The sequence below is a fragment of the Bacillus sp. CCB-MMP212 genome, assembly GCF_022748145.1.
Classification (GTDB): Bacteria; Bacillota; Bacilli; order Bacillales; family Bacillaceae_G; genus Bacillus_A; species Bacillus_A cereus.
This window is the reverse complement of the sequence record NZ_JALDQE010000015.1, coordinates 1-23,049: the sequence shown is the minus strand read 5'-3', so window position 1 is coordinate 23,049 and position 23,049 is coordinate 1. Positions and strand designations below refer to the sequence as shown.

Below are 23,049 nucleotides of genomic sequence, written 5' to 3'. Positions count from 1 at the left end.
ATGTATGATAGCATTCACTTTCTTGTGGTCACAGTTATTTCAATAGCTTACTTTAATACAGTCTAAAAATAGAAGAAGATGCCGAGCGTTTTACACCTTTTGCTAAGAATGAAGCAGTGTTATCCCCACCACCGCTTATTGGAATACCTGAGATATTGTAGGATCCCGCATAATCAGAAATCCACGTGTTTGTGTTTGTCCAAGTTCCAGTCAAAGTATTTCCATTAGATGTACCACCACTAACACCACCAATAGATACACCTAATCCATTTGCTTTTATAGCCCATGCTGTCTTTACCCAATCTGCATTTGGTGGATTGTTTCCAATAAATTTAGCACTTACTTGATATGATTGTTTCTGATTAAATGCTGTAGCACTCATCCAAATATTAGATTGAATACTATTACCAGGTAGTTGAGGAATATTTTCTGTTACACTATCTGAATATGCACTTGCAGTGTCAGCTCCCCCAAAAGACAGTGCCCCAGCTACTGCTAATGTACCAATAAATGCTACAACCTTTTTTTTAATTTTCATATCTGTTCCTCCCTTGATTTACAAAATGGAATTTACTGTAACCAAATCCAGACTAACATAATAATTTTTATTTCTTTATTTTTTTAATTTTTTAAATTATCTAACCAAATTTTATCAATACGAAATAAATGTATCCTTCCGCAAATATTATGGTATATATTGTCGAAATAAATAAAAAACTGACTATAAAAGTAAAAATCGGTCTGTTGAATTATGGAGTATAATGTAATAAAAAATTTTTATTGTAGTATACTGCAGAAAATTGAATGGTCATTTATTATCAAAATCTCCTTAGACTTGAGGTTTGTGTAGCAACGGAGCCAAAACTTCCGCTAATGATATTTATCGTACATCATCAATAAAATATGTTATTGATTTTTTTAAAAAATCGAACTTTTCTGTTTCAGGAGAAAAAATCATCTAAAATCAAACCATTTTTATCACTTCTAATGTCCGATAATGCTTGTTGCCTGTTTCTGTTCTATCGCTAGACAAAAGCCTTATACGAAAAACATAATAAATTAGTTACTTGATAAATTCTCTTCCTTCCCTTTTATGTTTTTATTTATGAGATTGCTGATTTTAATGACAGGACTTTCTGATTTAAAATAAAATCAAAAAGCTTCAGCGTATACGCTATTTTTAGTATCAGGATTTATTATCTTTGTTGCAGTCTATACTTTCAGTTTTTAACATATATTTACCTAGAAAAAATCAAGTTAATATAACCTACCATTATTAGAAGTAAAAAGAGCTAGTTTTTTAACAAAAATAATTATCCATACATATAAAATGAGATTATTTTACTAACTATTTTTATTTATAAAAAGTCATATATTTTTTATATTCTTCATAATAATGTAAACAATTTTGTAGGGTTTCTGTGTGGAATTCAAATTTATAACCAGCTGGGTATGTTAAATAGATAGACCTTTTATCCTGTTCATCGCTTTTGCTTGCAGTATGGAAGAAACTTATCCAAAGTTGAGAAATAAAGGAATAATAGGTGTCCAATTTATGGAGTTACTTGAAATGAAGAAAACAAAGTAGAACATAACTTATAAATGATAGGAGACTCAATTTGCTTAGTGTATATTTTCGTTAAAATGTAACGGTATTTCAAATATGAAAAAAATAAGCAGTTTCTTAAAATTTATCATAAGTTAATAATAAATTTTAATGCAATATTACATATTGTTTATAATAAAAAGCAGATACTCTAAGGTGCTTTTTTTTGACTTTAACAGTATACCAGCTATCATTTTTACATAGTTGAGTGCAATATTTATTAAGATAGCTTTTGGTTAATCTTCGATTTACTTCAAAATCAATTGTATTTTTTTGTTTACTTTCATTCAATATACCATCAGCTAGAACTTTAATACTTGCTCCTATACTTAAAGCAAATATTACTCCTCCTATTTTAGTCTGATAGAAATTAAAAGGTGTTAAGATTCCAATGATAATTGCAACCCCACTAATCCCGCTACTTAAAATTTCATGCGGAACTAGGAAAAGATTAAAAGAAAGTGCCGTAATGACAGAGCCAAAAATTATTCCAAGTAATCGATACATACCTTCACCTTCCTTTACCAAAAAATAATATATGAACTTTATTTTAAACAGAATTAAATATTTAAATGCAAGGCTATGGTATGAAATTCATTTAAAGATGTCTCTTTATGTTCTTTAGATTAGATTCCCCATTGAATTACGTTCATTCCTTTCTTATTTTATTAGTTTGCTTACTTTCAGTTGCATTAAAGTTTTAAAAGTAATTAAAATGAAAATTATTTAAATAGACTTAATACGTATTAACATGCTAACGGCCATTAGAGGGAATTCTTCTGAATTTCCTTGTTAATAAGAATTTCTATAACTTGACTTAATATTAAATAATAATAATTATGGGAAATACCTAAAAAGTATCTTATTAATACCGTTTAGGTATAAATTGTAGGAAAGAAAAGGAAATCAAATGGAACTGAGGCATATCCGATATTTTTTAGCTCTGGCAGAAGAACTAAACTTTAGTCGAGCTGCTGAAAAACTACACATTGCTCAACCACCTCTTAGTAAGCAAATAAAAGAATTAGAGGAGGAAATCGGGGCACAATTATTTCACCGAACAAAGCGACATGTTGAGTTAACTAGTGCTGGAAAGGTGTTTTTAAGTAAAGCTTATCAAATCCTCGATCAAGTTGAACAAGCGTGTATCAGCACGAGATTAACTTCTACGGGATCTGAAGGCGAACTGGTAATGGGATTTAGTGGCTCAGTGAACAATCTTATTCAAACCATTCAAAAATTCCGTGAACAATACCCTAAAGTCGGAATTGTATTATAACAACTAAGTACCCCTCTTCAAGTTAAAGCTTTGCATGAAAAAAGGATTGATATAGGTATCGTAGCCGCCCCAGTAAGTAGTAATAAAATTCATGTAAGACCAATCCAAAAGGTATACGTAAAGGCTCTTATTCCCGAAAAACACATTCTTGCTTCTAAACGAGCAATTTATATTCGTGATTTAGTAAATGAGCCCTTTATTTTGGCAACTAAATCAACAGCTCCATTTTATTATGATACTTTTATGAGGCTATTCAAAAGTGCAGGATTCGCACCCAAAATCACCATGCAGGTAAATGATCTTCAAACTGTTTCATCATTGGTCGCAAATGGTATGGGAATTGCATTGTTACCCTCATCACTTCATCCATTACGTGGTATCGTACAACGTAAAGTTGAGGATATAGATGTAACAATTGAAGCCTCATTTGCATGGCGAAAGGATAATCACTCTGAAATACTAGATAAATTTTTAAATATGTATGACTCTAAAAAAGGTACGTGATTAGTATAGAAAAGGAAAATTTGTTTACATGGAGGCATTATCAGCCTGAATTAATCCAATTAATAGTAAGTTTGGTACCTATGGTACAATTTGAGCTTCCGTAACCTGATGGTATGCGACTTAAAAAACAAAAGTACATGAATAACATAGTAGAACAAGAGCATTGCTTAATTAAGAAGCAATGCTCTTGTTCTATGCTAGAGTTTAAATATTTTGACACATCTACACCATTCTTTCTGAAGTAGAAACCGTTCACATGATTAAAGAGAAAAGGTGAATATACAAGACTCATCTGTTCAAAACCATCAAGCATTCATCTATCAATTGTTTGAACTTGTAGAAAAAATACAATCCCACTAAGAATCTATATACTTTATTATCTTTTATTTTTACACCAAAACCATGTTAGCCCCTATATAAACAATACACCCCTTCTCTTCATTTTATTATTTCTTTTTACATATTGATTTAAGACCACATTTAATAACATCATAGAAACTTAGAGATTGTGCCATATGACCTGGATCTATATATTTTCGTATAGCCCGAAGAACTTTCTTAGGTTCCTTAGAAGAAAAGGTGAAAATCCCATTTCTCCTCGTTTCAATTGCATAACGTGGAATCCATTTCCCCTTAAACATTACAGAAGCTATAACATAATCTACTTCCTCCCACGGAATTTGAATAAATTTACGCGTATCACGAGAATTATAAAATTCAAACCCTTTATCACCAATCATAATTTTCCCATAGTCCGTAAGTCCCGTAAAAGCGGTAGCATCTATTACTAAATCTACCTTTGTATTAATTGATTGAACCATCATATCCACTCCATTTCATTTATCCTATTTATAATTCGTAACTTCAAACAATTAAATCAATACAAAAAGTGGCTGAAGCGATAATCCCCAGCCACTTTTTGTATACGAACTATTATCGATTCACAGACTACTAACCTATACTTCAATCTCAACAATTCCTAAATAATAAATTTTAAGAATTGAAAACGTGAGCAACTTAAATTATAAAAGTCCGATTACGTGACCAACTACCCCAACTACGAATAATGAAAGAATAATAACAATTGGGCTGACTTTTTTCTTCAGCAACCACATACAGAAGAATGTCAGAAGCAATGCTGCTAAACCAGGAATTAATTGATCTAAGTTATCTTGCAAGGTGGTCACTTTCGTAGGTGACAGTGCCATTCCTGAGTTTACTTGTTCAAAAGATTGACGAATCCCTTCACCATTTCCAGGAAGTTTGTCCCACTCAACATACGCACCTTTATCTAACTGAACTTCAGATACAACTGGCTTGAATTTAATTGATACCCACCGTTCCACCAAGGCTGCAAGTACAAACATACCAAGGATTGATGCACCTTTTGTAATATCTTGTAATAATCCACCTGAAAGATCATCAGTGATTTTAGAACCGGCTTTATAACCAAACTCTTGTGTATACCACATAAATCCCCAACGAACCAGATTCCAAGCTAAGAAGAAAAGGATTGGCCCAAGGATATTCCCCCCCATTGCTAATGATGCTCCTAAAGCACCTAACATCGGACGTAAAGTAAACCAGAATACCGGATCACCAACACCGGCTAAAGGACCCATCATCCCAACTTTAACCCCCTGAATTGCCACATCATCAACTTCTGCACCATTAGCACGTTCTTCTTCAAGTGCTAATGTAACTCCTAGAATTGGTGAAGCAATATAAGGATGTGTATTGAAGAATTCCAAGTGACGTTTTAATGCTGCTTTTCGATCTTCTTTTGATTTATATAACTTTTTAATCGCTGGAATCATCGAGAAGGCCCAACCACCATTCTGCATACGTTCGTAGTTCCAAGAACCCTGAATAAATGTAGATCGCCATGCAACAGCTAAACGATCTCTTTTTGTTAATTGAATTTTTTCTGCCATTTGTCTTCTCCTCCTGAATTAATAATCGTTTAAGATATCGTCAAGCGGGTCACCAGAGTTGCCTCCACCACCATTTGAAGAACCACCCATTTTAGAAAGACTCAAATAAATAAGAGCTAAAGCCACACCCAATGCACCAAGAGCAATAAGTGTTAATTGAGAAATCGCAGCTATTACGAAACCAATAATGAAGAATGGCCATACTTCTTTTGTTGCCATCATATTAATAACTAATGCATAACCAACAGCAACAACCATTCCGCCACCAATAGCCATTCCATCAGTTAACCATGCAGGCATTGATTCCAAGAATCCTTGAACGCTTTGTGCAGGGATAAATAAAAGTGCTCCGGCAGGAATTGCAATTCGGATACCTTGTAAACACACCGCAGCGATGTGTAACACTTCAATTTTTTTTATATTTCCTTCTTCAGCTGCCGTATCCATCATGTGTACAATAGGAACAGCAAGTGTACGAACAATCATTGTTAAGAAAAGTCCTGCTACTGCAAGTGGTACCGCTACTGCAATTGCTGATGCAACACCGCTAACACCTTGTCCGCCTAATACTAAAATGATTGCTGATGCAACTGATGCTAATGCAGCATCTGGTGCTACGGCTGCTCCAATATTTGCCCATCCAAGTGCAATCATTTGAAGTGTACCGCCAAGAACAATACCAGCCTCCAGGTTACCTGTTACTAAACCGATTAGTGTACATGCCACTAATGGTTGATGGAATTGAAATTCATCTAATATTCCTTCCATACCGGCTAGAAATGCAATTAGTATCACTAAAATTATTTCTATAGTAGACATTATGATCCCCCATTTCATTAAATTTTCTATGTAACTACGATAATTCAACCTTCGCTTTTTTTAGAATATCATCCATATTTGCACGAGAATCATTAGGTACTTTACGTACATCAAAATGAATGCCTTTTGCTTTCATTTTCTCGAAAGCCTCTACATCTTCTCTTCCCATAGAAAGAACCTTATTAACAACAACCTTTCCAGTTGAATGAGCCATAGAACCAACGTTAACTTCTTTAATATCCACGCCACCCTCTATAACTCTCAGGACATCTAGTGGGTTTTCAAATAATACCAGTGCGTTAGTATTACCAAAACGGGGATCTTTTTCAACTTCAATCATTTTGCTGATTGGAATAACATTGGCCTTAACCCCTGGTGGTGCCGCCTGCTCGATTAATTTTTTACGAAGATCGTCTTTAGACACTGCATCTGAAACTACGATAATACGATTTGGTTGTGTAGACTTTGTCCATGCAGTCGCTACCTGACCATGCAATAAACGAGAATCCACACGGACTAAAACGAACTTGATTTTTCCATCACCAACTACTGTACCGGGAGCAAGTCTGCCATTTGCTTTTCCATCTTTTGCAACTGCGATATCAGTATTTTCTTTGGGTTCCAGCTCTTCAGGTTTAATTCTGACCCCTTCCTTCGCTGTTTTAATGATATGTGCTGCGATCTCTTGAGCAGACGTAATTGATAAACGGGATGCATAAGCTTCAATCACCATTGGTAAGTTCAAACCAGCAACGATTGCCCAATTGTCTTTGTGTTCTTCATACAAGCCATTAGCTTGATTGAATGGAGTACCGCCCCATAGATCGACTAAAAATAATACCTCATCTTGATTATCAAAAGTTGCAACTGCTGCTTCCATTTTTGCTCTCAAATCGTCTGGCCCTTCGTTTGGCATTAAGGTAACAGCCTTAACATTCTCTTGCTCTCCAAAAATCATTGCGCCAGATTGTAAAATGCCTTCAGCAAATTGGCCATGGCTTGCTAGGATAATCCCTACCATCTCTCTACCTCCTAAATATTTCATCCTAATTTTTTCTGAATTGACGCAACCAACACAACTTTTCTTCTTCGTTTCATCAATCTTTAACTATTAAAAACCAACTTTTTCTATCTTTGAGAAAACCACCTCCTAGGCTATTTAAATCTCACTTCTTTTATAAAATTTTGTTTACTACTAAAAATGAGTTTGTGAATCTCCAATTCATCATTTTTCAAATCATTACTTAAAACACATAATTTCTTAAGTAAAAGGTTCATAATCTTATAAAATAACCTACTATAAGAAAACGCTTTCAAAATATAGAAAAAACATACCGTTGAAAATCATTGTTTCAAATACACTTACCCTAAACCTAACCCACTATAAATAGACTGAATTGCGTCAAACCAAAATAGGAGTAAAACTCCATTTGCGAATTGCCTCATTGATAAGGAAAGCGTTTATCTCGAAAAACATGATTATCAATGCAAACGAACATGACAGAAAACAATTTAAAGTTCTTTCGAATGATAAAAATACCATGTAAGTTTTTATTACGCATATGTTACTTACCAAAAGTTCAATAGAATGACAGAGTATACACATTGCTCCTTTTCCCAACTAAAGAAAAGCACTGTTATTCGCATAATGAAATCGATTCCATTTGCTAAAAACATTGCCATTCTATCTGATAAGATGATTTATATCGCCTGCATACAAAATAGCAAACAAAAAAAACAATAACCCCTTCTTACGAGTCAGAAGTTGGCTAAAGATAGCTATCTAGAAAACAGTTTATAGTTGGAGACAGAAATTTGATAAAAGAGTTGATTCGTCGCAAAAGAATATTTGGCATTGGTGTTTTTGATCTTGGTTAGATTGGATATTTGCTCAACTTTAAAGAGAGTATGTATCAAATAATAATATTATTTGTAAAAAAACAAATGAATATAACAAGATAAAAGCAGCTCGTTTATCAGTTCTCAAAAGAATAAAACCACTATCATCCTCTACAACAGTTATATATTCATTATATCTATTGTGAATTTTTTCACAATAGATATAAATTGAACATTTTATGAATAAAACACTCAATTTCTGGTAGCATCACACATCCATCTACTTAAAGTATATATTTAAGCAAAGAATGATCTGTTTATTATATAGGTTTTATTGAAAATCTCATTATATTTCTATAGGAATAGAAAAAGGTTTTATTATGGGAATAGAACCTAAGATTTTCCCCATTTATACACGTATCTTGACTGAGTGCCATGTACACCTCGAGTTATTTTATCTCACCATATAGCATACTTTCTGTATATGCGAAAAGGAGCAAAACAAAAAGCCGTACCATAGTGATGGACGACGCTTTTTCACACATTCACATATTTTTCAATTATATATATGTGTATTATAATTCACTAAAATTATTCTTACTTCGTACGCCTTTAACTCTTCTTTTTCTTCACAAAAGTAATTAATATTAATATTGGTGGAATAATCAAAATATAAAAGAAATTAGCTGTTGTAGCTATATTTCCAAAGTGACTTACCTCTTCTTGACCATTTGGGAATATAGAAATCATATATACAATGGGCATTAAAATAAAAACAAATGTTTGTTTCTTTGTCTTCTTAAATGCAGATGTTAACACAATCACCACCATATCAATATAGATTATAGTAGTCGAGAAAATGGTAATAATCCAAGTCATAAAAAAAAAGGCATCAAATCTTTCTAAAAACTCCCCAATCTCTACTTCTTTTCCTAATTCTACAACCGGATACACCAACTCTTGAACAACAGATTGAGAAAAAACACATATACAAATTAAATAAGTAATTGTGTATAACATTACTACTACTAACAACGCATTTACTACATATACTGGAGCTTTTTTAGGGTTACTGACTAAGAAACTATAATATAATACAACCTCAAATCCTAAGAAAGCAAAACCAGAATTTTTTAAGCCACGAATATAACCCATTGGTGGTGTTTTTAAAATCGGAAATAGATGAGTGAAATCAATATTATTTATATTCAATATAAATGATATGATTAGCGATACTATAACAACATATAAACCTAAGATGCAAAATTGTATTAAAGCCATTCTTGATCCACATAAACCATACGAAAGAACTAATACAAAACAAAATGCAATAACTTTAACATCTGTATTTTCCATTAAATAAAGATTTACTATTACGGAAATACTTCTTATTTCATAAGCAGCAATACAAAGATAAATACATATCGCTATTACCGAAAAAAGAAATGCCACAGGTCTTGAAACTAATGCACTTGTGTATTCATAAAAGGACATTTGCGGAAAATAAGCAGCTAATTTTGTAGAAATCCAGCCAAGAATAACAACTATAAGACCTGTACCAAGTAATATAACCCATCCATCCGCAAACAAGGTCCCACTTGCAATAGTATTTGGTAACGAAAGTAAACCAATCCCACAAATATTACATATAACCAAAGTTGCTAGTTCTATCAGAGTAAGACTTCTATGATACGAATTAGATTGCATCTCAAGGTCACCAACTTTAAAAGAATATAAGTTAGCTTTTCCTTTTACATGATCATTATGCATAAAAATTCCATATCTCATCAATTAGAATGAAATACACCTCCATTTAAATAATTAACTTATAATGCTATTGCTGAAACTATACGCTTCACCACAATATATTTTTTTTAAGTTGATGGATGTGTCGCTGTATCCCTATACGGTAGATTAAATAATAGAAAAGCACCTCTCTAGCAAAGAAGAGGTGCTTTTCATTATATAACTTTTTTTATTTTTTGAGGTGATTGTTTCGTTTGAGTAATGATATTCTCTTTTCGTAATTCTTTAAAGAGAGACGTGACCATAAGAACGACTACAATAGAGAATGGTAAAGCTGCTATGATCGCTGCAATTTGCAGTGCATTTAACCCACCAGCTTGCAAGAGAATGGCTGCAATAGCTGCAATTGTTAATCCCCAAATAAGTTTCAAACTGTTTTTCGGTGATAAGTTACCATTGCTTGTTTGCATAGCAACAACAAATGTTGCGGAGTCAGCAGAGGTAACGAAGAATGTTGCGACTAAAATTAGTCCAATAATGGTCAAAAATGTTGAGAATGGTAAATGCGAAATGACAGCGAACAAACCAATTTCGGCACCATTTTTCGCAATTTCATCAGCAATTCCAAGTGATTGAAACATTTCCATATGAATAGCTGTACCGCCAAACACAGCGAACCAAAATGTACAAATGAATGTTGGGATTAATACGACGCCGATAATAAATTCTCGAATTGTACGTCCGCGAGAAACACGGGCAATGAATGTACCGACGAATGGAGACCAAGAAATCCACCAACCCCAGTAAAAAATAGTCCAATTTTCAATCCAAGAAGAAGATTCTTTGCTAAAAGCACCTAAATTTAATCCCATGCTTGGTAATGCTCCAATATAAGAGCCTAGTGTGGAAGTAAAATACTTCATGATAAAGACAGTTGGCCCTAAAATTAAAAAGGAAACGAGTAATATTCCAGCGAGGGAGAAGTTTAAGTTACTCAAATATTTAATCCCACGATCTAAGCCAGTTTGTGCACTTGTTAAATAGAATACAGTGAAAATGGCAATAAGTACGAGTTGTGTACCAATTGTATTATTAATAGAAGGGAATAAATAGCTTAATCCTCCAGCGATTTGTTGTGCACCTATTCCTACGGATGGTACGATTCCAAATACAGTTGCTAAAACAGCCAAAATATCTACTGTTTTTCCAATAGGAGAATGTTTCGATCGATTAAATAATGGAGTAACTGTAGCGCCAATTGTACTACCTTTTTGTTTTCGGAATGTAAAATATGCAATTGTTAGAGCGACCATTGCATAAAGTGACCAAGGGAAGAGACCCCAGTGGAAAAATGAATATTGCATAGCAAGTTTAGCGCTTTCCTCAGTTCCAGGTTCACCAGTAAGCGGTGATCCAAAGTGTGAAATGGGTTCAGTAATTCCGTAAAAGAGAAGTCCGATGCCCATTCCCGCTCCAAATAACATGGAAAGCCAAGAGAGGTAACTATATTGCGGTTTTTCATCATCTTTACCAAGACGAATGGAGCCATACTTTGAAAATGCTAAATAACCAGCTAAAACAATCATTGTGGTCATAAGTAGAGAGTAAAACCATCCAAACTTATTGAGAATAAATGCGTTTAAAGAAGAGGTAACATTTTGTAAATCATAGCCTTGTATCCAACTTGCTGGAATTACACCCCATATAATAAATAAGGTTGTAAGCAAGATGGAGATATAGAATACACTGTTTTCTTTTTTTATCATAGAATCCCACCTTTTATTTAATTAAATTAACAATTATATTTACAATAACAATAACAGGGTTAATTGTCAAAAAATTCGTTTATCATAGGTGATATACGGAGTCCTATCACACGCTATCAAGCTAACATTTTGAAGTACCCCCAAAACGAAAATTTCTTCTTTTCATAGGTGTCTAATGGAATTTAGTTTATTTTTTTGTTATGGGGAACAATTAATTTCTTAAGTTGATGGGCATGTGGCGCTCCCCTAGGTATTATTGTAAACAACACCTAGTATATCAAAGACTATTTTTCTCATATTGATCAAAATTTCTCCCGTTTTACTGTAGGGGGTTGAACAGACGAATTAGAATCTTGGATAACTCTTAAGTGTTTTGCTGTATAGCTTGGAAATGGATATGAAAAAAAAAGTAGTTTTTAATCATATATGCCCATATTCTTGTTTAGATATTGATTAATAAACTACATTTATTAATTCGTTCAGTATAATAATAAAAAAACTCAACTTTAGTTAAGTTGAGTTTTTTATGCACGTTAATTAAACTACACAAATTGAAAATACTTAAGTGGTGAATAGATTAATTGTAGTTTAGGCTATACGGAACAGAATGAACTACAATTTAAATTATAGCATATTTCTCAAATAATCCTGTGACATCTTATTGAATATTTAAAAAGTTTCTGTACAATTACTAACCCTATTATTTTAAGTACATTCTTATAGTTGTAAACATATAAACTAATTTTCAATTAGCCTATGATTGTTCCAATCCACCGAATAATTATGAACAGAAATACCTTTACTTACATCCTTAATATTGCCACCTACCCACCAGCCTGCACCGCTACCATGAACTCCATTAAAAAATGATGTCCAATCCATTCGATAATCATCAGAATTTCTAGTATAAGTAATTTTAAAAGTAGATATATCTTCCGATTTATCTGCAATAACAACTGCAATCATCCCTGGAGAAAATCCATACGATGCTAAAGCTGGCATTTCATCACTAGATATAAAATTATCTTTTGCCCATGTTGCTGCATTTCTCGACTTCATGAAAAGTTGATTTCTATAAATAGAATCATCAGAGTCTCTATTATATGGACCATAGCCTTGATTCATTGTAGAAATGAATGGTATTCTCCATTGAACTTTATTAGCAGTATCAGTTTCTAATACTGTTTTATAGTCTGGTTGATCATATGATGTACTAGTTGACCAATTCATACCTCCTGATCCTCCACCATCCGGTTTATCACTTACTTTTATTTCTCCACCTATATTATAGCCGATAGTAGAAGTTATAGTTTTTGTATCTATCGTATTTATTGGTGAAACTTTATAAAATTGGGAATTATCATTTGTTAACTCCATTCCAATGTTATAAGATGAAGCCCATTTTAAAACGGCTGACATATATCCGGCTTCATGTCCATATTTATCTGTTAATCCTTCTACTGATTTATTTGCACTAATATTACTTCCATCGGTTTTAATGACAGCAATTTGTTTATTACTGTATGGATCATCAATTATTGAAACTAACAGCGATGTTTTTATTTTTGCTTGCTCATCAAAAAGAGTAGAAAAATTATTATATACCTTTGCATTTTGTCCATTTTCTCCAATATCCACAATACTTTCTATCTTTGTATCAGCGTGTGCTGTCAGTATATTTAAGGTAAAACAATTCCACATTATAATAGAAGTTATAGTAATTTTTTTTAGCATACATTTTTTATTTTTCATTTAAATACCCCTTTGCATTGTATGATCAATAGTAAATGTGGTTAACTAATTACTTTCTAATTGAAGTTCAATATATTAATTACTTAATAAAACAATTGAAAACATATAGCTCCTATAATTCCTCCTATGGTACTACCAATTATGGGAATCCATGCGTATCCCCAATCCGAAGAGCCTTTATTACATATTGGTAAGATTTGATGTGCTAGTCTTGGCCCAAAATCTCGAGCCGGATTTAAGGCAAATCCAGTTGTTCCACCAAGAGATAAACCTATAGATACTATTAACGCTCCTATTATTATTGGAAGGAGTCCATCTGTAACTTTATTATGACCCATAGCTAAAATTGAAAATAGAAATACCGCAGTGCCAATAATTTCACTTAACAAATTGGACGGCCAGCTTTTTATTGCAGGGCTTGTAGAAAACACCGACAATATAATTTCTTGATTTTTAGTTTCTTTCCAATGCGGAAAATACTGGAGCCAGACAAATATTGAACCTAAAAAAGCTCCAATCAACTGTGCACCAATATAGGAAGGAACTTCACTCCAAGGGAATAGCCCTATACAAGCAAAAGCAATTGTAACTGCAGGATTCAAATGTGCACCACTTATGCTATTCACTATATAAATAGCAAATGTAACTGCTAATCCCCAGCCAAGCGTAATTGCTACCCATCCGGAATTATGTGCTTTGGATTTTTTCAGCAAAGTACCTGCTACAACGCCGTTCCCTAATAAAATAAGAATCAAGGTTCCAATTAATTCCCCCATAAATGGAGACATATTTACGACCCCCTTTGTTATTTCAAAAACCATTGTATAAACACAAGGGCATCATCAGCATCTTCCCCATCAAGAATTACTTGTATTTCTGCTCCTCTTTTTACTGCTAACCCCATTAATTGAAGAATACTCTTTGCATTAATTTTTTTATCGTTAAATATAAATTCAACTGAACAATTATAATCTTTTAAACCATTTACAATTTCACTTGCTGGTCTTGCATGAATTCCATCCTTACGAGTTACAATTAAATTTTTTTCGATTCTCATAAGATAAGCTCCCTTTATATTTTTATAATATTTTTCGCCTCAAGTGCAGCTATATATATTTCCTCTAGTGCTTTGCCACATCCTGATTCAACAACTGCTACATAAGAGCCCTCTACTAATGGTGAATCTGCTATTTTTATTTGATCTAGTCCCTCTTCAGCTAACCACTCTATAGCTAATTCAGTATTAATTAGAGCACTCCCCAAATCCAGAAATACAATTACACCTCGTTCATTATAAATAGACTTAATAGCATCTTTAATTTTACTGGCACTTGTCCCGATCCCATCATCATCTGTTCCTCCTGCAGAGACAATGGAAACATCAGAACTTAACTGAGTTAGCAAAACCTTTAATCCTTCTACTAATTGATAACTATGAGAAACTAAAACTATTCCCACATTACTCATCACAATTGCTCCCTAATTTCATTAATAATATCCTTTTCACCTATAAGAGATAAACATAGTGTTTCAAAGATAATAAAAGATGAGACTGCTCCAGGATCTAAATGACCAATAGACCGTTCTCCTAAAAAAGAAGCACGCCCCCTTTTAGCTAGTAATGGCTTAGTTTTTTCCATTTGCTCTCTTGCAAATATGATAAGACCAAAAGGTTTAATTTTTTCTCCATGTCGTTGTATATATTTCAAAACAGGTTCCCAAACATCAAGCATTGTTTTATCCCCTATCTTAGTTTTTCCTCTTAGACAAATACCATTTACAGATTCTTGCAAAGCATGGCCAAGTTCATCTATTGTAATTTTATTTTTTCCTTTTAACACTTTACCAGCCCTTAAAAATGCCGTTCCATATAGTGGGCCTGATGCACCCCCAACTTTTGAAATGAGTACCATTCCAATATCATGAAATAAATCTCCAATATCATCATAAGCGGTATATAATATTTTTTTTTCAACTTCTTTAAAACCTCTATCCATATTAATACCATGGTCTCCATCACCTATTAATTGATCAAGTTGCGTTAGATTTTCTTTTTGATACTCTATTTGTTTGGCTGTGAGTTGCATCCAATTGATAATATGTCTTGGTGTAATATTCATGTTGGTTCCTCCTATTGTACACGCCAATTAGTTGTATTTGCCGGCTCATTAAGTAAATCAATTAGTTGCTCATCTAGTTTTAATATAGTAATAGAAAATCCGGCCATATCAATTGCTGTCATATATTCTCCAACGTATGTTTTACAGATATCAATACCAGCTTCATTTAAAGTTGTGCTAATCTTTTTATTTAAAATATACAATTCCATTAATGGCGTCCCACCTAAGCCATTTATCATGACAGCAACTTTGTCACCAATTTTTAATTGTATATCACTTAAAATACGTTCTAAAAGAAGTTCAGCCATTTCATTAGCCGATGTCATACTGATACGATGAGTTCCAGGTTCACCATGGATACCCATGCCGATTTCTACTTCGTTTTCACCAATTTCAAAACCGGATGTACCAACTGCCGGTAAAGTACACGTAGTTAATGCCATGCCCATACTACGAATATTAGCAATCACTTTATTTGCAACATCTTCAACTTCTTTAAGCGAGGACCCTTTTTCAGCCAGTGCTCCAGCTATTTTGTGTACAAATACTGTCCCAGCAATTCCTCTTCTTCCGGTAGTATGGGAGCTATTCTCAACAGCAACATCATCATTAACAATTACTGTAGCAATCGGTATTCCCTTTACTTCAGCCATTTCAGCAGCCATTTCAAAATTCATTATGTCTCCTGAGTAGTTTTTTACAATTAATAAAACACCACTTCCATTATCTACTTTTTGGATTACTTCAAAAATTTGGTCTGGTGTTGGAGAAGTAAAAACTTCGCCTACTACTGCTGCATCAAGCATCCCTTTACCAACAAACCCTATATGCGCTGGTTCATGCCCACTCCCACCTCCGCTTACAATTGCTACTTTTCCTTTAAATGGACTATTAGCTCGAATGATTATATTTGTATCCGGCAAATTTCGTAGTTTATCAGGATGCGCAAACAACATTCCATCAATCATGTCCCTAACTATTGTTTCTGGATTATTAATAAATTTCTTCATAAGCTCCTCTTCCTTTCTCTAAAAATTTCTTACACTACTTTTCAAGCAATTATTGTGCCAATTTTTATTTCGTTGAAATTACAATAATAGTTTGAACTTTTAGCCTATCTATAGGTAAAAAATATCATCTTGTTTGGTATTTTTTACCCATATAGGATTCGAGGTTGTATTTTCTTACTTTAGCTGCCACAGTTTTATGAGTTAACCCTAATGCTTTCCCTACTGCATTAAAACTTGGATAAAACTGAATAACATGTTTCAAAATCTTTTGTTCATATTCGCTCATAGTTAAAACTGTTTCTGTATTCTCAATCTGGTTATTTATAATACTATTTTGCTGAGAATTCATATTAATATTGTCTGGTAAATCTCCAATTTCAAGTACATCATTCTCACTTAGGTTCATGGCCCGTTCAATCACATTTTGCAGTTCTCTAATATTTCCAGGCCACTTATACTTCATCAGGGCATGTAAAAAATCATCTGTATATGAATGTATTTCTTTATTTAGCACGGTATTGAAGTGTCCCCTGAAATATTCAATTAATGATTGAATATCTGCTTTTCTTTCTCTAAGTGGAGGAATATGAATGGGGATTACATTGAGTCGATAATACAAATCTTCTCTGAACTCTCTATCACGAACCATTTTTTGTAGATTTCCATTAGTCGCTGCTAGTACTCTAACATTTAGCTTTATAGTCTTATCTCCTCCAACCCTAACTATTTCTTTTTCTTGTAAAACACGTAGTAATTTTACTTGTAGATCTAACTTTAAATCCCCAATCTCATCTAGAAAGATTGTCCCGTTATTTGCTTGCTCAAACTTTCCTCTTCTCATATGAAGTGCTCCTGTGAATGCTCCTTTCTCATGGCCAAATAATTCACTTTCAATTAAATTAGGAGGAATCGCCGCACAATTCACTCGAATAAACGGCCTATCCTTTCTCAAACTAACTTTATGAATACCTTTAGCTATAAGTTCCTTTCCAGTTCCACTCTCTCCAGTAATAAGAATTGTAGAATCTGATTTTGCAACTTTATTGGCAATAAAGAGCGTTTCCATTAAAACATCACTGCATCCAATAATTTCCGGGAAAGATTCGTTTAGTTTTTTATATTTCGATAATTCACTCTCTAGATACTTTATTCTTTTCTTTTCACGGATCAATTGATCCAGCAATGATTGTGTTTCATGAAATGGACTCATTGTTAGAATGGTTCCACATAATTCTCCTTCTACCAATATGGGACTTAACTTCGCAATATAGGAATTTCCTTGTTTAAAATCTAGTAATTGTGGAATACATTTTTGATATTTGATGCAAAATTCCCACTTTTCAATCCCGAAAACGAATTGAACTTTGCCTGGATTATCTAAACTGTTAAGAAATCCCTCCATTTCAGGGTTGCAATATATAAAACATCCCTTGCAATCGGTTAGTGCTATTAAATCTTTTACGGAGTGTAGAATGAGTTCCAATTGTTTTTTTAGCTCTTTTACTCTTTTCAACTCTTCAATCAACTCTTCTACTGTAGATATATCTTGAAATAAAGCGACTGCTCCAACAATATTCTCATTTAAAATAATAGGAGTTCTGTTTGTTATAATAACTTGCTTACCCACTACTTGTTTTTGCGAAATCTCTTCTTTTCCAGTTTGTAGTACATGATGAAGCCTAGAATGAGGTATTACTAAATCAGCTCGTTGATTTAATAATTTTCCCACTGACATTCCAAGTAATTTTCCTCCCTCATTATTAACATAAGTAATAATGTTCTCTTTATTCACGACAACAAGTCCATGTGAGAGACTAGAGAAAATCTCTTCAATTGCTATAAAATTTTCCAAAAGAAGATGATCTGTTTGATTTTGTTCAATATAGTTAACCTTTTCTTCTTCCAAATAATTTTTTATCTCTTCTATAATAGACATACTTACCTCTTCCTCGAATTGAATAATAACTTTATCACCTTTTTTTATCTTAAAAGAAGCAACGGATAACAGGCTCGTAATAGGAGATTTTTTTCCTTTATATAAAATAAAAATTTTCTTTAAAATACGTGTATCCTTTATGGTAGTATTTAACTTTGCAATAAGTGTAGCTGCCGCTCGAACATGTAGGCCATTTGTAGTATGAATATTAATTTCAATCCTTTGCATTATAAGACCTCGTTTCATAATAATACATGCATAAAAATACATAAAATTCAATCAGTAAATTTTATGTATTTTTATTTTCATTATTAAAATTCCAAATTTCAAATAACAAGATTATTTATACAAAACCTGATAATATAGGTTTTTAATACTAATTTTACCATTTGAGCTTTCTTAAAAAATCGTATTTTATTTTTGATAATCATAACACTATCTCCTAACTCGTCATATAACAGACGAAAAATATACATAAAATATTCATAATTCTGTACACTGTATTTTGATAATATTATATTCAAGGCTAGATTTTTCAGCTTACTTACTAAAAAATCAAGGAGTGATTATCATGGAACGTATTCTAATTAGCCCACAAAAATATATCCAGGGAAGAAATGTAATTGAAAAAATTGGGGAGTATGTAAAGCCTCTAGGAACCAATTTATTAGTTATTGCAGATGAATGTGTTTGGCATCTTGTTGGTGAAAAAGTTATGGAAAGCTTTCATAAACAAAATCTAAGCTTTGAAAAAGTCGGTTTTAATGGTGAAAGTTCTGAAAATGAAATTTCAAGAATTGAGAAAATAGGAAAAGAATTTGGTGCTGATGTAATCATTGGTATTGGTGGTGGTAAATCAGTAGACACAGCAAAAGCTGTAGGAGAAATTCTTTCGGCTAAAGTTGTAAGCGTTCCCACTATTGCCTCAACAGATGCACCAACCAGTTCTCTTTCTGTTATTTACTCTGATGATGGAGTATTTGAGAAATACAAATTTTATTTAAAAAATCCGGATATTATTTTAGTAGATTCCCAAGTCATTGCACAAGCCCCATCTAGATTTTTAGCTGCTGGGATTGGAGACGGAATGGCTACATGGATTGAAGCTAGAGCAAATTTAGAATCACGAAAACCCGCTATGGCTGGAGGACTCTCTACCCTAGCAGCTGCTAAGATTGCAGAACTCTGTTGGGATACCTTATTTCAATATGGAGAAGCTGCTCTTTTAGCAGTTAAACAAAAAACAGTTACTCCAGCAGTTGAAGCCGTAATAGAGGCAAACACCTTGCTTAGTGGCCTTGGATTTGAAAGTGTGGGGTTAGCTGCAGCTCATGCCATCCATAATGGTTTTACTGTTTTACATGATAAGACTCATGATTTGATGCATGGAGAAAAGGTTGCATTTGGCACATTAGTACAAATGGCATTGGAATCTTGGACAACTGAAGAACTATATAACTACATTGATTTCTGTATCAAGCTTGGCTTACCTACTACACTTGAAGATCTGAACCTAGGTGATGCAAGTAAAGAAGAATTGATGAAAGTGGCTGAAGCTGCCTGTCAAGATGGTGAAACTATACATAATATGCCATTTGAAATTTCACCAGAAATGGTTTTTGATGCAATTATTGCTGCTGATGCTTATGCTACTGAGTATAAATTAAAAAAATTAGTTCAAAATTACAATCCCAAAAATTAATTAAGTGTATATTACACATTATTTAATTTTATATGTGTCCTTTTAAGAATTTAGCAAAATTACAATACTATATATTAAAAACTAAATAAGCATTAAAATTGTATATATCATGAAATAATCTGAAGACTTCATCCAACATATAAGAGCACGAAATATTTAAATGAATCATAGCATTATGTCAAAATTAATTTTGTAACTGAATTTTCACACCAAAGATAAATATAGAAATAAAAAAACCTCTTTATGAGGTTTTTTCTAGTCCTATACTTTTGATAAAAAAATAAGCTGTTTTTATTATAAACAATAGGTTAGCAACACCATCTTAACATATAAAAACCAAAAATCTATGTGTCAATTTTTCAAACATCCTATAGTTTTTATGAGAATACTAAAAAGATATAATTCATAAAAAATGTAGGAGAAGTAAAGGACTTAATTTATGCTGCTTCCAGTTTACCTACTCAACTAAAGTAAGACAATTTTAGAAAACCTAAAAAGAATATTCTCATTTTATTACTAAAGAATACAACAAATTGTTTAGATTTAGTAATAGAAGTAGTTAGTCTTGTACTCAAGATAAAAATTTTTTAGCCAAACTAGATTATTAGAATCGACACTTTTGTGTACATTTATATTACTTCTAGCTCACTATTCATCCCCACCTTACAAAAATGGTATATATATGTACATTTTAATTCGATTTTCTGTAGTTTATGAGAAGAAATATATTGTTTTTGGATGAATATTATTATATTTCCCTCTAATTTGTTTCATTTTTTGTAAGTTGTTATCCTACTAAATGAGGGTAATCATCACGTATAAAAGTATCAGTATTGGGAGTTACGGCAATAATTCTTCAAAATATATATTAAAAGAATTTTAATAATGCCAAATATAATTTCTTTTTTTAATTATAAATTAGAAGTGAGGAGATATTATTATGATTAGAAAGAAACATCCATTTTGTACTCTAGCAAAAACAGCTGTTGCATTAACTATGATCATTCCTACATCCCAAGCCATTAGCCATACGTTTGCCTACGCTCAAGAAAATATAGCGAATTCTCAACAACAAGTAGCGCCATTTTGGAATAAAAATAAAGATTATCCAGGTGAATCTTACGTTACATATGAAGGTAAGATTTATCATTCTGTATATTGGGTAAATGCAGGTACATTACCTACCCAACAATTTAGCGGTTGGGAATTATATACTGGTTCAGAATATATAACTGACAATAGTGATCCAAATGATTTATTTGGTGAAGGAATCACTTGGCCAACTCATGTTTTTGCACCATATGTAGATAACGGCATGAATCCTCAAAACCTATTAAAATATGCCCAAGAAACAAATACTAGTTTCTTCACGCTTTCTTTTATAGTGGCTGATAAAAATGGAAATCCAGTATGGGGAGGAAGTCATACCCCTATTGGAGATGGTAACTTAGATGATCAAATTAAACAAATTAGAAAAATAGGTGGAGATGTTAAAGTATCTTTTGGTGGAGCAAATGCTGGTAATATCCCTGGATTAGGTGCAGATCTTGCCGCAGCTATTACAGATGTGAATAAATTAAAAGATGCTTATAAAAGTGTAATTAACACATTACATTTAACACACATGGATTTTGATATTGAAGGCGTCTTAGTTGCTCACCCAGAATCTATCGAAAGAAGATCGAAAGCAATTGCGTTATTACAAAAGGAATTAAAAGCTGAAGGTAAAGATGTAAAAATTGGTTATACCTTACCAGTAATGCCATATGGCCTAACTAATGATGGACTAAATGTAATTCAAAACGCTATAAAACATGATGTAGATTTAAATTCAGTTAATATTATGACTATGGATTACGGGCAACAAAACCAACAAATGGGACAAGCTGCAATAGATGCTATTAATAGCTTGCATGGACAATTAACTAATTTATATAAAGGTACTATTAAAGATTCTGACATTTGGAAAATGATTGCTGTTACACCTATGATAGGAAAAAATGATACTCAAAATGAAATTTTCACATTAAATAATGCAAAAGAATTGTTCCAATTTGCCAAAGAAAAAGGTATTGGGGAAATTAGTATGTGGTCAGTGTATCGTGATAAAAAAGCTACTGAAAGTTGGCAAATCGGTCAGGCAACTGGAGATGCTTCTGGATTACCCGATGTAGACGACGGTGCTTTTTCTAAACTATTTTCTGCTTTTAATAGTAGTACTGAAATTGACGTAATCGCTCCAACAGCTCCTTCTAACCTACGCTCTGCTAGTCAAACAGCAACAACTGTTGAGCTACAGTGGGAGGCTTCCACAGATAATATTGGTGTGAAAGAATATGAAGTTTATCGTGATGGAAAAAAAGTAGGAACAACAAAAACAACACGTTATGAAGATGCGGGATTACAAGCCAATACAAAATATAATTATACAATTAAAGCTACAGATGCAGCAGGAAATAAGTCAAAAAGTAGCAATGAAGTTTCAGTTACAACAAAAGAAGAGAATCCAGAACAAATAGCTCCAACAGCTCCAACAGGATTACAAGCATCAGAAACTACTACAAACAGTGTTCATTTAATATGGGAAGAATCCATAAGTAATGTTGGTATAAAAGAATATGAGATTTATCGTAACGGTACGAAAATAGCTACAAGTCCTTCAACTTACTATACAGATGAAAATTTACTGGCTAGTACAGAATATAGATATATGGTAAAAGCTATAGATACTCAAGGAAAAGTTTCAGTTGCGAGTAATGAAATCAAAATCACAACAAAAGATACCCCCTCTTCTGAGTATAAGGCATGGAATTCGTATGCTGCATATAAAAAAGGAGATAGAGTAGAACATCAAGGTAAAATTTATGAAGCAGTTCAAAGTTATCAAGGATACGGTGATCCAAATTGGATTTTCTCATTAGCTTTATGGAAAGTAAGTGAACTACCCGCCACTTAACATCCTAACGGACTGTTTGAAGTGGGGGCTTCTCGGTTAGTCGTTACTTTTGGTAGCTAACGAATTCGTCCTAAGACAGC

At 32.9% G+C, this 23,049-nt stretch carries 18 protein-coding genes and 5 pseudogenes; 7 read left to right on the top strand and 16 right to left on the bottom strand.

What is annotated here, in order from left to right:
• Positions 1 to 52: 52 nt before the first annotated feature.
• Positions 53 to 538 (bottom strand): hypothetical protein, encoded by a 486-nt coding sequence (locus tag MRP26_RS27425; RefSeq protein WP_044783193.1) that lies wholly within the window; start codon positions 536 to 538, stop codon positions 53 to 55.
• Between the two features lie 618 nt (positions 539 to 1,156).
• Between MRP26_RS27425 and MRP26_RS31155 the strand changes: the two are divergent.
• A pseudogene (locus tag MRP26_RS31155) lies at positions 1,157 to 1,231 on the top strand (DUF3953 domain-containing protein); the annotation flags it as partial.
• 123 nt (positions 1,232 to 1,354) lie between these two features.
• Here MRP26_RS31155 and MRP26_RS27420 read toward each other — a convergent pair.
• Positions 1,355 to 1,486: pseudogene (locus MRP26_RS27420) on the bottom strand (metallothiol transferase FosB); the annotation flags it as partial.
• A 228-nt stretch (positions 1,487 to 1,714) separates the two neighbouring features.
• Positions 1,715 to 2,113: a YitT family protein gene (locus tag MRP26_RS30855; protein ID WP_276576186.1), complete on the bottom strand. Its 399-nt coding sequence runs from the start codon at positions 2,111 to 2,113 to the stop codon at positions 1,715 to 1,717.
• 403 nt (positions 2,114 to 2,516) lie between these two features.
• On the opposite strand from MRP26_RS30855, the gene MRP26_RS27410 reads away from it, so the two are divergent.
• From MRP26_RS27410 to MRP26_RS27400, 4 genes and pseudogenes are all read left to right on the top strand, one after another.
• Positions 2,517 to 2,885: a LysR family transcriptional regulator gene (locus MRP26_RS27410; RefSeq protein WP_242807175.1), complete on the top strand. Its 369-nt coding sequence runs from the start codon at positions 2,517 to 2,519 to the stop codon at positions 2,883 to 2,885.
• 24 nt (positions 2,886 to 2,909) lie between these two features.
• Positions 2,910 to 3,389 (top strand): annotated as a pseudogene (locus tag MRP26_RS27405) (LysR family substrate-binding domain-containing protein); the annotation flags it as partial.
• Positions 3,390 to 3,394: 5 nt separating this feature from the next.
• Positions 3,395 to 3,500 (top strand): annotated as a pseudogene (locus tag MRP26_RS31150) (IS6 family transposase); the annotation flags it as partial.
• Positions 3,494 to 3,749, top strand: a pseudogene (locus tag MRP26_RS27400) (IS6 family transposase); the annotation flags it as partial. The pseudogenes MRP26_RS31150 and MRP26_RS27400, both read left to right, overlap by 7 nt.
• Before the next feature lie 86 nt (positions 3,750 to 3,835).
• On the opposite strand, the gene MRP26_RS27395 reads toward MRP26_RS27400, so the two are convergent.
• The 13 genes from MRP26_RS27395 to MRP26_RS27335 form a co-directional block, all read right to left on the bottom strand.
• On the bottom strand, positions 3,836 to 4,213 hold the full coding sequence (locus tag MRP26_RS27395) for a DUF956 family protein (RefSeq protein WP_242807171.1): 378 nt from the start codon (positions 4,211 to 4,213) through the stop codon (positions 3,836 to 3,838).
• 198 nt (positions 4,214 to 4,411) lie between these two features.
• Entirely contained in the window at positions 4,412 to 5,323 is a 912-nt protein-coding gene (locus MRP26_RS27390) for a PTS system mannose/fructose/sorbose family transporter subunit IID (protein ID WP_000818327.1), read from the bottom strand.
• Between the two features lie 18 nt (positions 5,324 to 5,341).
• Complete coding sequence (locus MRP26_RS27385; protein ID WP_000103758.1) at positions 5,342 to 6,142, bottom strand: PTS mannose/fructose/sorbose transporter subunit IIC; 801 nt, start codon at positions 6,140 to 6,142, stop codon at positions 5,342 to 5,344.
• Between the two features lie 34 nt (positions 6,143 to 6,176).
• Positions 6,177 to 7,163, bottom strand: a complete 987-nt coding sequence (locus tag MRP26_RS27380) for a mannose/fructose/sorbose PTS transporter subunit IIA (protein WP_242807169.1) — start codon at positions 7,161 to 7,163, stop codon at positions 6,177 to 6,179.
• Between the two features lie 1,430 nt (positions 7,164 to 8,593).
• Entirely contained in the window at positions 8,594 to 9,769 is a 1,176-nt protein-coding gene (locus MRP26_RS27375) for a GerAB/ArcD/ProY family transporter (protein WP_242807268.1), read from the bottom strand.
• Positions 9,770 to 9,942: 173 nt separating this feature from the next.
• Positions 9,943 to 11,493 carry a glycine betaine transporter OpuD gene (gene opuD / locus MRP26_RS27370; protein WP_242807167.1) on the bottom strand — a complete coding sequence of 517 codons (1,551 nt, stop codon included), beginning with the start codon at positions 11,491 to 11,493 and terminating at the stop codon, positions 9,943 to 9,945.
• A 738-nt stretch (positions 11,494 to 12,231) separates the two neighbouring features.
• A complete protein-coding gene (locus MRP26_RS27365; RefSeq protein ID WP_242807165.1) occupies positions 12,232 to 13,245 on the bottom strand; it encodes a beta-channel forming cytolysin in 1,014 nt (337 codons plus the stop codon).
• An 83-nt stretch (positions 13,246 to 13,328) separates the two neighbouring features.
• Positions 13,329 to 14,033 carry an MIP/aquaporin family protein gene (locus tag MRP26_RS27360; protein WP_242807164.1) on the bottom strand — a complete coding sequence of 235 codons (705 nt, stop codon included), beginning with the start codon at positions 14,031 to 14,033 and terminating at the stop codon, positions 13,329 to 13,331.
• A gap of 17 nt (positions 14,034 to 14,050) precedes the next feature.
• On the bottom strand, positions 14,051 to 14,302 hold the full coding sequence (locus tag MRP26_RS27355) for an HPr family phosphocarrier protein (RefSeq protein ID WP_242807162.1): 252 nt from the start codon (positions 14,300 to 14,302) through the stop codon (positions 14,051 to 14,053).
• A gap of 14 nt (positions 14,303 to 14,316) precedes the next feature.
• On the bottom strand, positions 14,317 to 14,712 hold the full coding sequence (dhaM, locus tag MRP26_RS27350) for a dihydroxyacetone kinase phosphoryl donor subunit DhaM (RefSeq protein ID WP_242807160.1): 396 nt from the start codon (positions 14,710 to 14,712) through the stop codon (positions 14,317 to 14,319).
• Complete coding sequence (dhaL, locus tag MRP26_RS27345; protein ID WP_242807157.1) at positions 14,712 to 15,365, bottom strand: dihydroxyacetone kinase subunit DhaL; 654 nt, start codon at positions 15,363 to 15,365, stop codon at positions 14,712 to 14,714. Before dhaL ends, dhaM begins: the two co-directional genes overlap by 1 nt.
• Before the next feature lie 11 nt (positions 15,366 to 15,376).
• Complete coding sequence (gene dhaK / locus MRP26_RS27340; protein WP_242807156.1) at positions 15,377 to 16,375, bottom strand: dihydroxyacetone kinase subunit DhaK; 999 nt, start codon at positions 16,373 to 16,375, stop codon at positions 15,377 to 15,379.
• Positions 16,376 to 16,499: 124 nt separating this feature from the next.
• Positions 16,500 to 18,539 carry a sigma 54-interacting transcriptional regulator gene (locus MRP26_RS27335; RefSeq protein ID WP_242807154.1) on the bottom strand — a complete coding sequence of 680 codons (2,040 nt, stop codon included), beginning with the start codon at positions 18,537 to 18,539 and terminating at the stop codon, positions 16,500 to 16,502.
• A gap of 343 nt (positions 18,540 to 18,882) precedes the next feature.
• On the opposite strand from MRP26_RS27335, the gene MRP26_RS27330 reads away from it, so the two are divergent.
• Positions 18,883 to 20,013 carry a glycerol dehydrogenase gene (locus MRP26_RS27330; RefSeq protein WP_242807152.1) on the top strand — a complete coding sequence of 377 codons (1,131 nt, stop codon included), beginning with the start codon at positions 18,883 to 18,885 and terminating at the stop codon, positions 20,011 to 20,013.
• A gap of 940 nt (positions 20,014 to 20,953) precedes the next feature.
• On the top strand, positions 20,954 to 22,969 hold the full coding sequence (locus MRP26_RS27325; RefSeq protein WP_242807151.1) for a fibronectin type III domain-containing protein: 2,016 nt from the start codon (positions 20,954 to 20,956) through the stop codon (positions 22,967 to 22,969).
• Positions 22,970 to 23,049: the final 80 nt, after the last annotated feature.

What these genes read in the sequence shown, in the direction of transcription:
- MRP26_RS27425 (WP_044783193.1), bottom strand. Translation starts at nt 538, where the DNA reads ATGAAAATTAAAAAAAAGGTTGTAGCATTTATTGGTACATTAGCAGTA.
- MRP26_RS30855 (WP_276576186.1), bottom strand. Translation starts at nt 2,113, where the DNA reads ATGTATCGATTACTTGGAATAATTTTTGGCTCTGTCATTACGGCACTT.
- MRP26_RS27410 (WP_242807175.1), top strand. Translation starts at nt 2,517, where the DNA reads ATGGAACTGAGGCATATCCGATATTTTTTAGCTCTGGCAGAAGAACTA.
- MRP26_RS27395 (WP_242807171.1), bottom strand. Translation starts at nt 4,213, where the DNA reads ATGATGGTTCAATCAATTAATACAAAGGTAGATTTAGTAATAGATGCT.
- MRP26_RS27390 (WP_000818327.1), bottom strand. Translation starts at nt 5,323, where the DNA reads ATGGCAGAAAAAATTCAATTAACAAAAAGAGATCGTTTAGCTGTTGCA.
- MRP26_RS27385 (WP_000103758.1), bottom strand. Translation starts at nt 6,142, where the DNA reads ATGTCTACTATAGAAATAATTTTAGTGATACTAATTGCATTTCTAGCC.
- MRP26_RS27380 (WP_242807169.1), bottom strand. Translation starts at nt 7,163, where the DNA reads ATGGTAGGGATTATCCTAGCAAGCCATGGCCAATTTGCTGAAGGCATT.
- MRP26_RS27375 (WP_242807268.1), bottom strand. Translation starts at nt 9,769, where the DNA reads ATGAGATATGGAATTTTTATGCATAATGATCATGTAAAAGGAAAAGCT.
- opuD (WP_242807167.1), bottom strand. Translation starts at nt 11,493, where the DNA reads ATGATAAAAAAAGAAAACAGTGTATTCTATATCTCCATCTTGCTTACA.
- MRP26_RS27365 (WP_242807165.1), bottom strand. Translation starts at nt 13,245, where the DNA reads ATGAAAAATAAAAAATGTATGCTAAAAAAAATTACTATAACTTCTATT.
- MRP26_RS27360 (WP_242807164.1), bottom strand. Translation starts at nt 14,033, where the DNA reads ATGTCTCCATTTATGGGGGAATTAATTGGAACCTTGATTCTTATTTTA.
- MRP26_RS27355 (WP_242807162.1), bottom strand. Translation starts at nt 14,302, where the DNA reads ATGAGAATCGAAAAAAATTTAATTGTAACTCGTAAGGATGGAATTCAT.
- dhaM (WP_242807160.1), bottom strand. Translation starts at nt 14,712, where the DNA reads ATGAGTAATGTGGGAATAGTTTTAGTTTCTCATAGTTATCAATTAGTA.
- dhaL (WP_242807157.1), bottom strand. Translation starts at nt 15,365, where the DNA reads ATGAATATTACACCAAGACATATTATCAATTGGATGCAACTCACAGCC.
- dhaK (WP_242807156.1), bottom strand. Translation starts at nt 16,375, where the DNA reads ATGAAGAAATTTATTAATAATCCAGAAACAATAGTTAGGGACATGATT.
- MRP26_RS27335 (WP_242807154.1), bottom strand. Translation starts at nt 18,539, where the DNA reads ATGCAAAGGATTGAAATTAATATTCATACTACAAATGGCCTACATGTT.
- MRP26_RS27330 (WP_242807152.1), top strand. Translation starts at nt 18,883, where the DNA reads ATGGAACGTATTCTAATTAGCCCACAAAAATATATCCAGGGAAGAAAT.
- MRP26_RS27325 (WP_242807151.1), top strand. Translation starts at nt 20,954, where the DNA reads ATGATTAGAAAGAAACATCCATTTTGTACTCTAGCAAAAACAGCTGTT.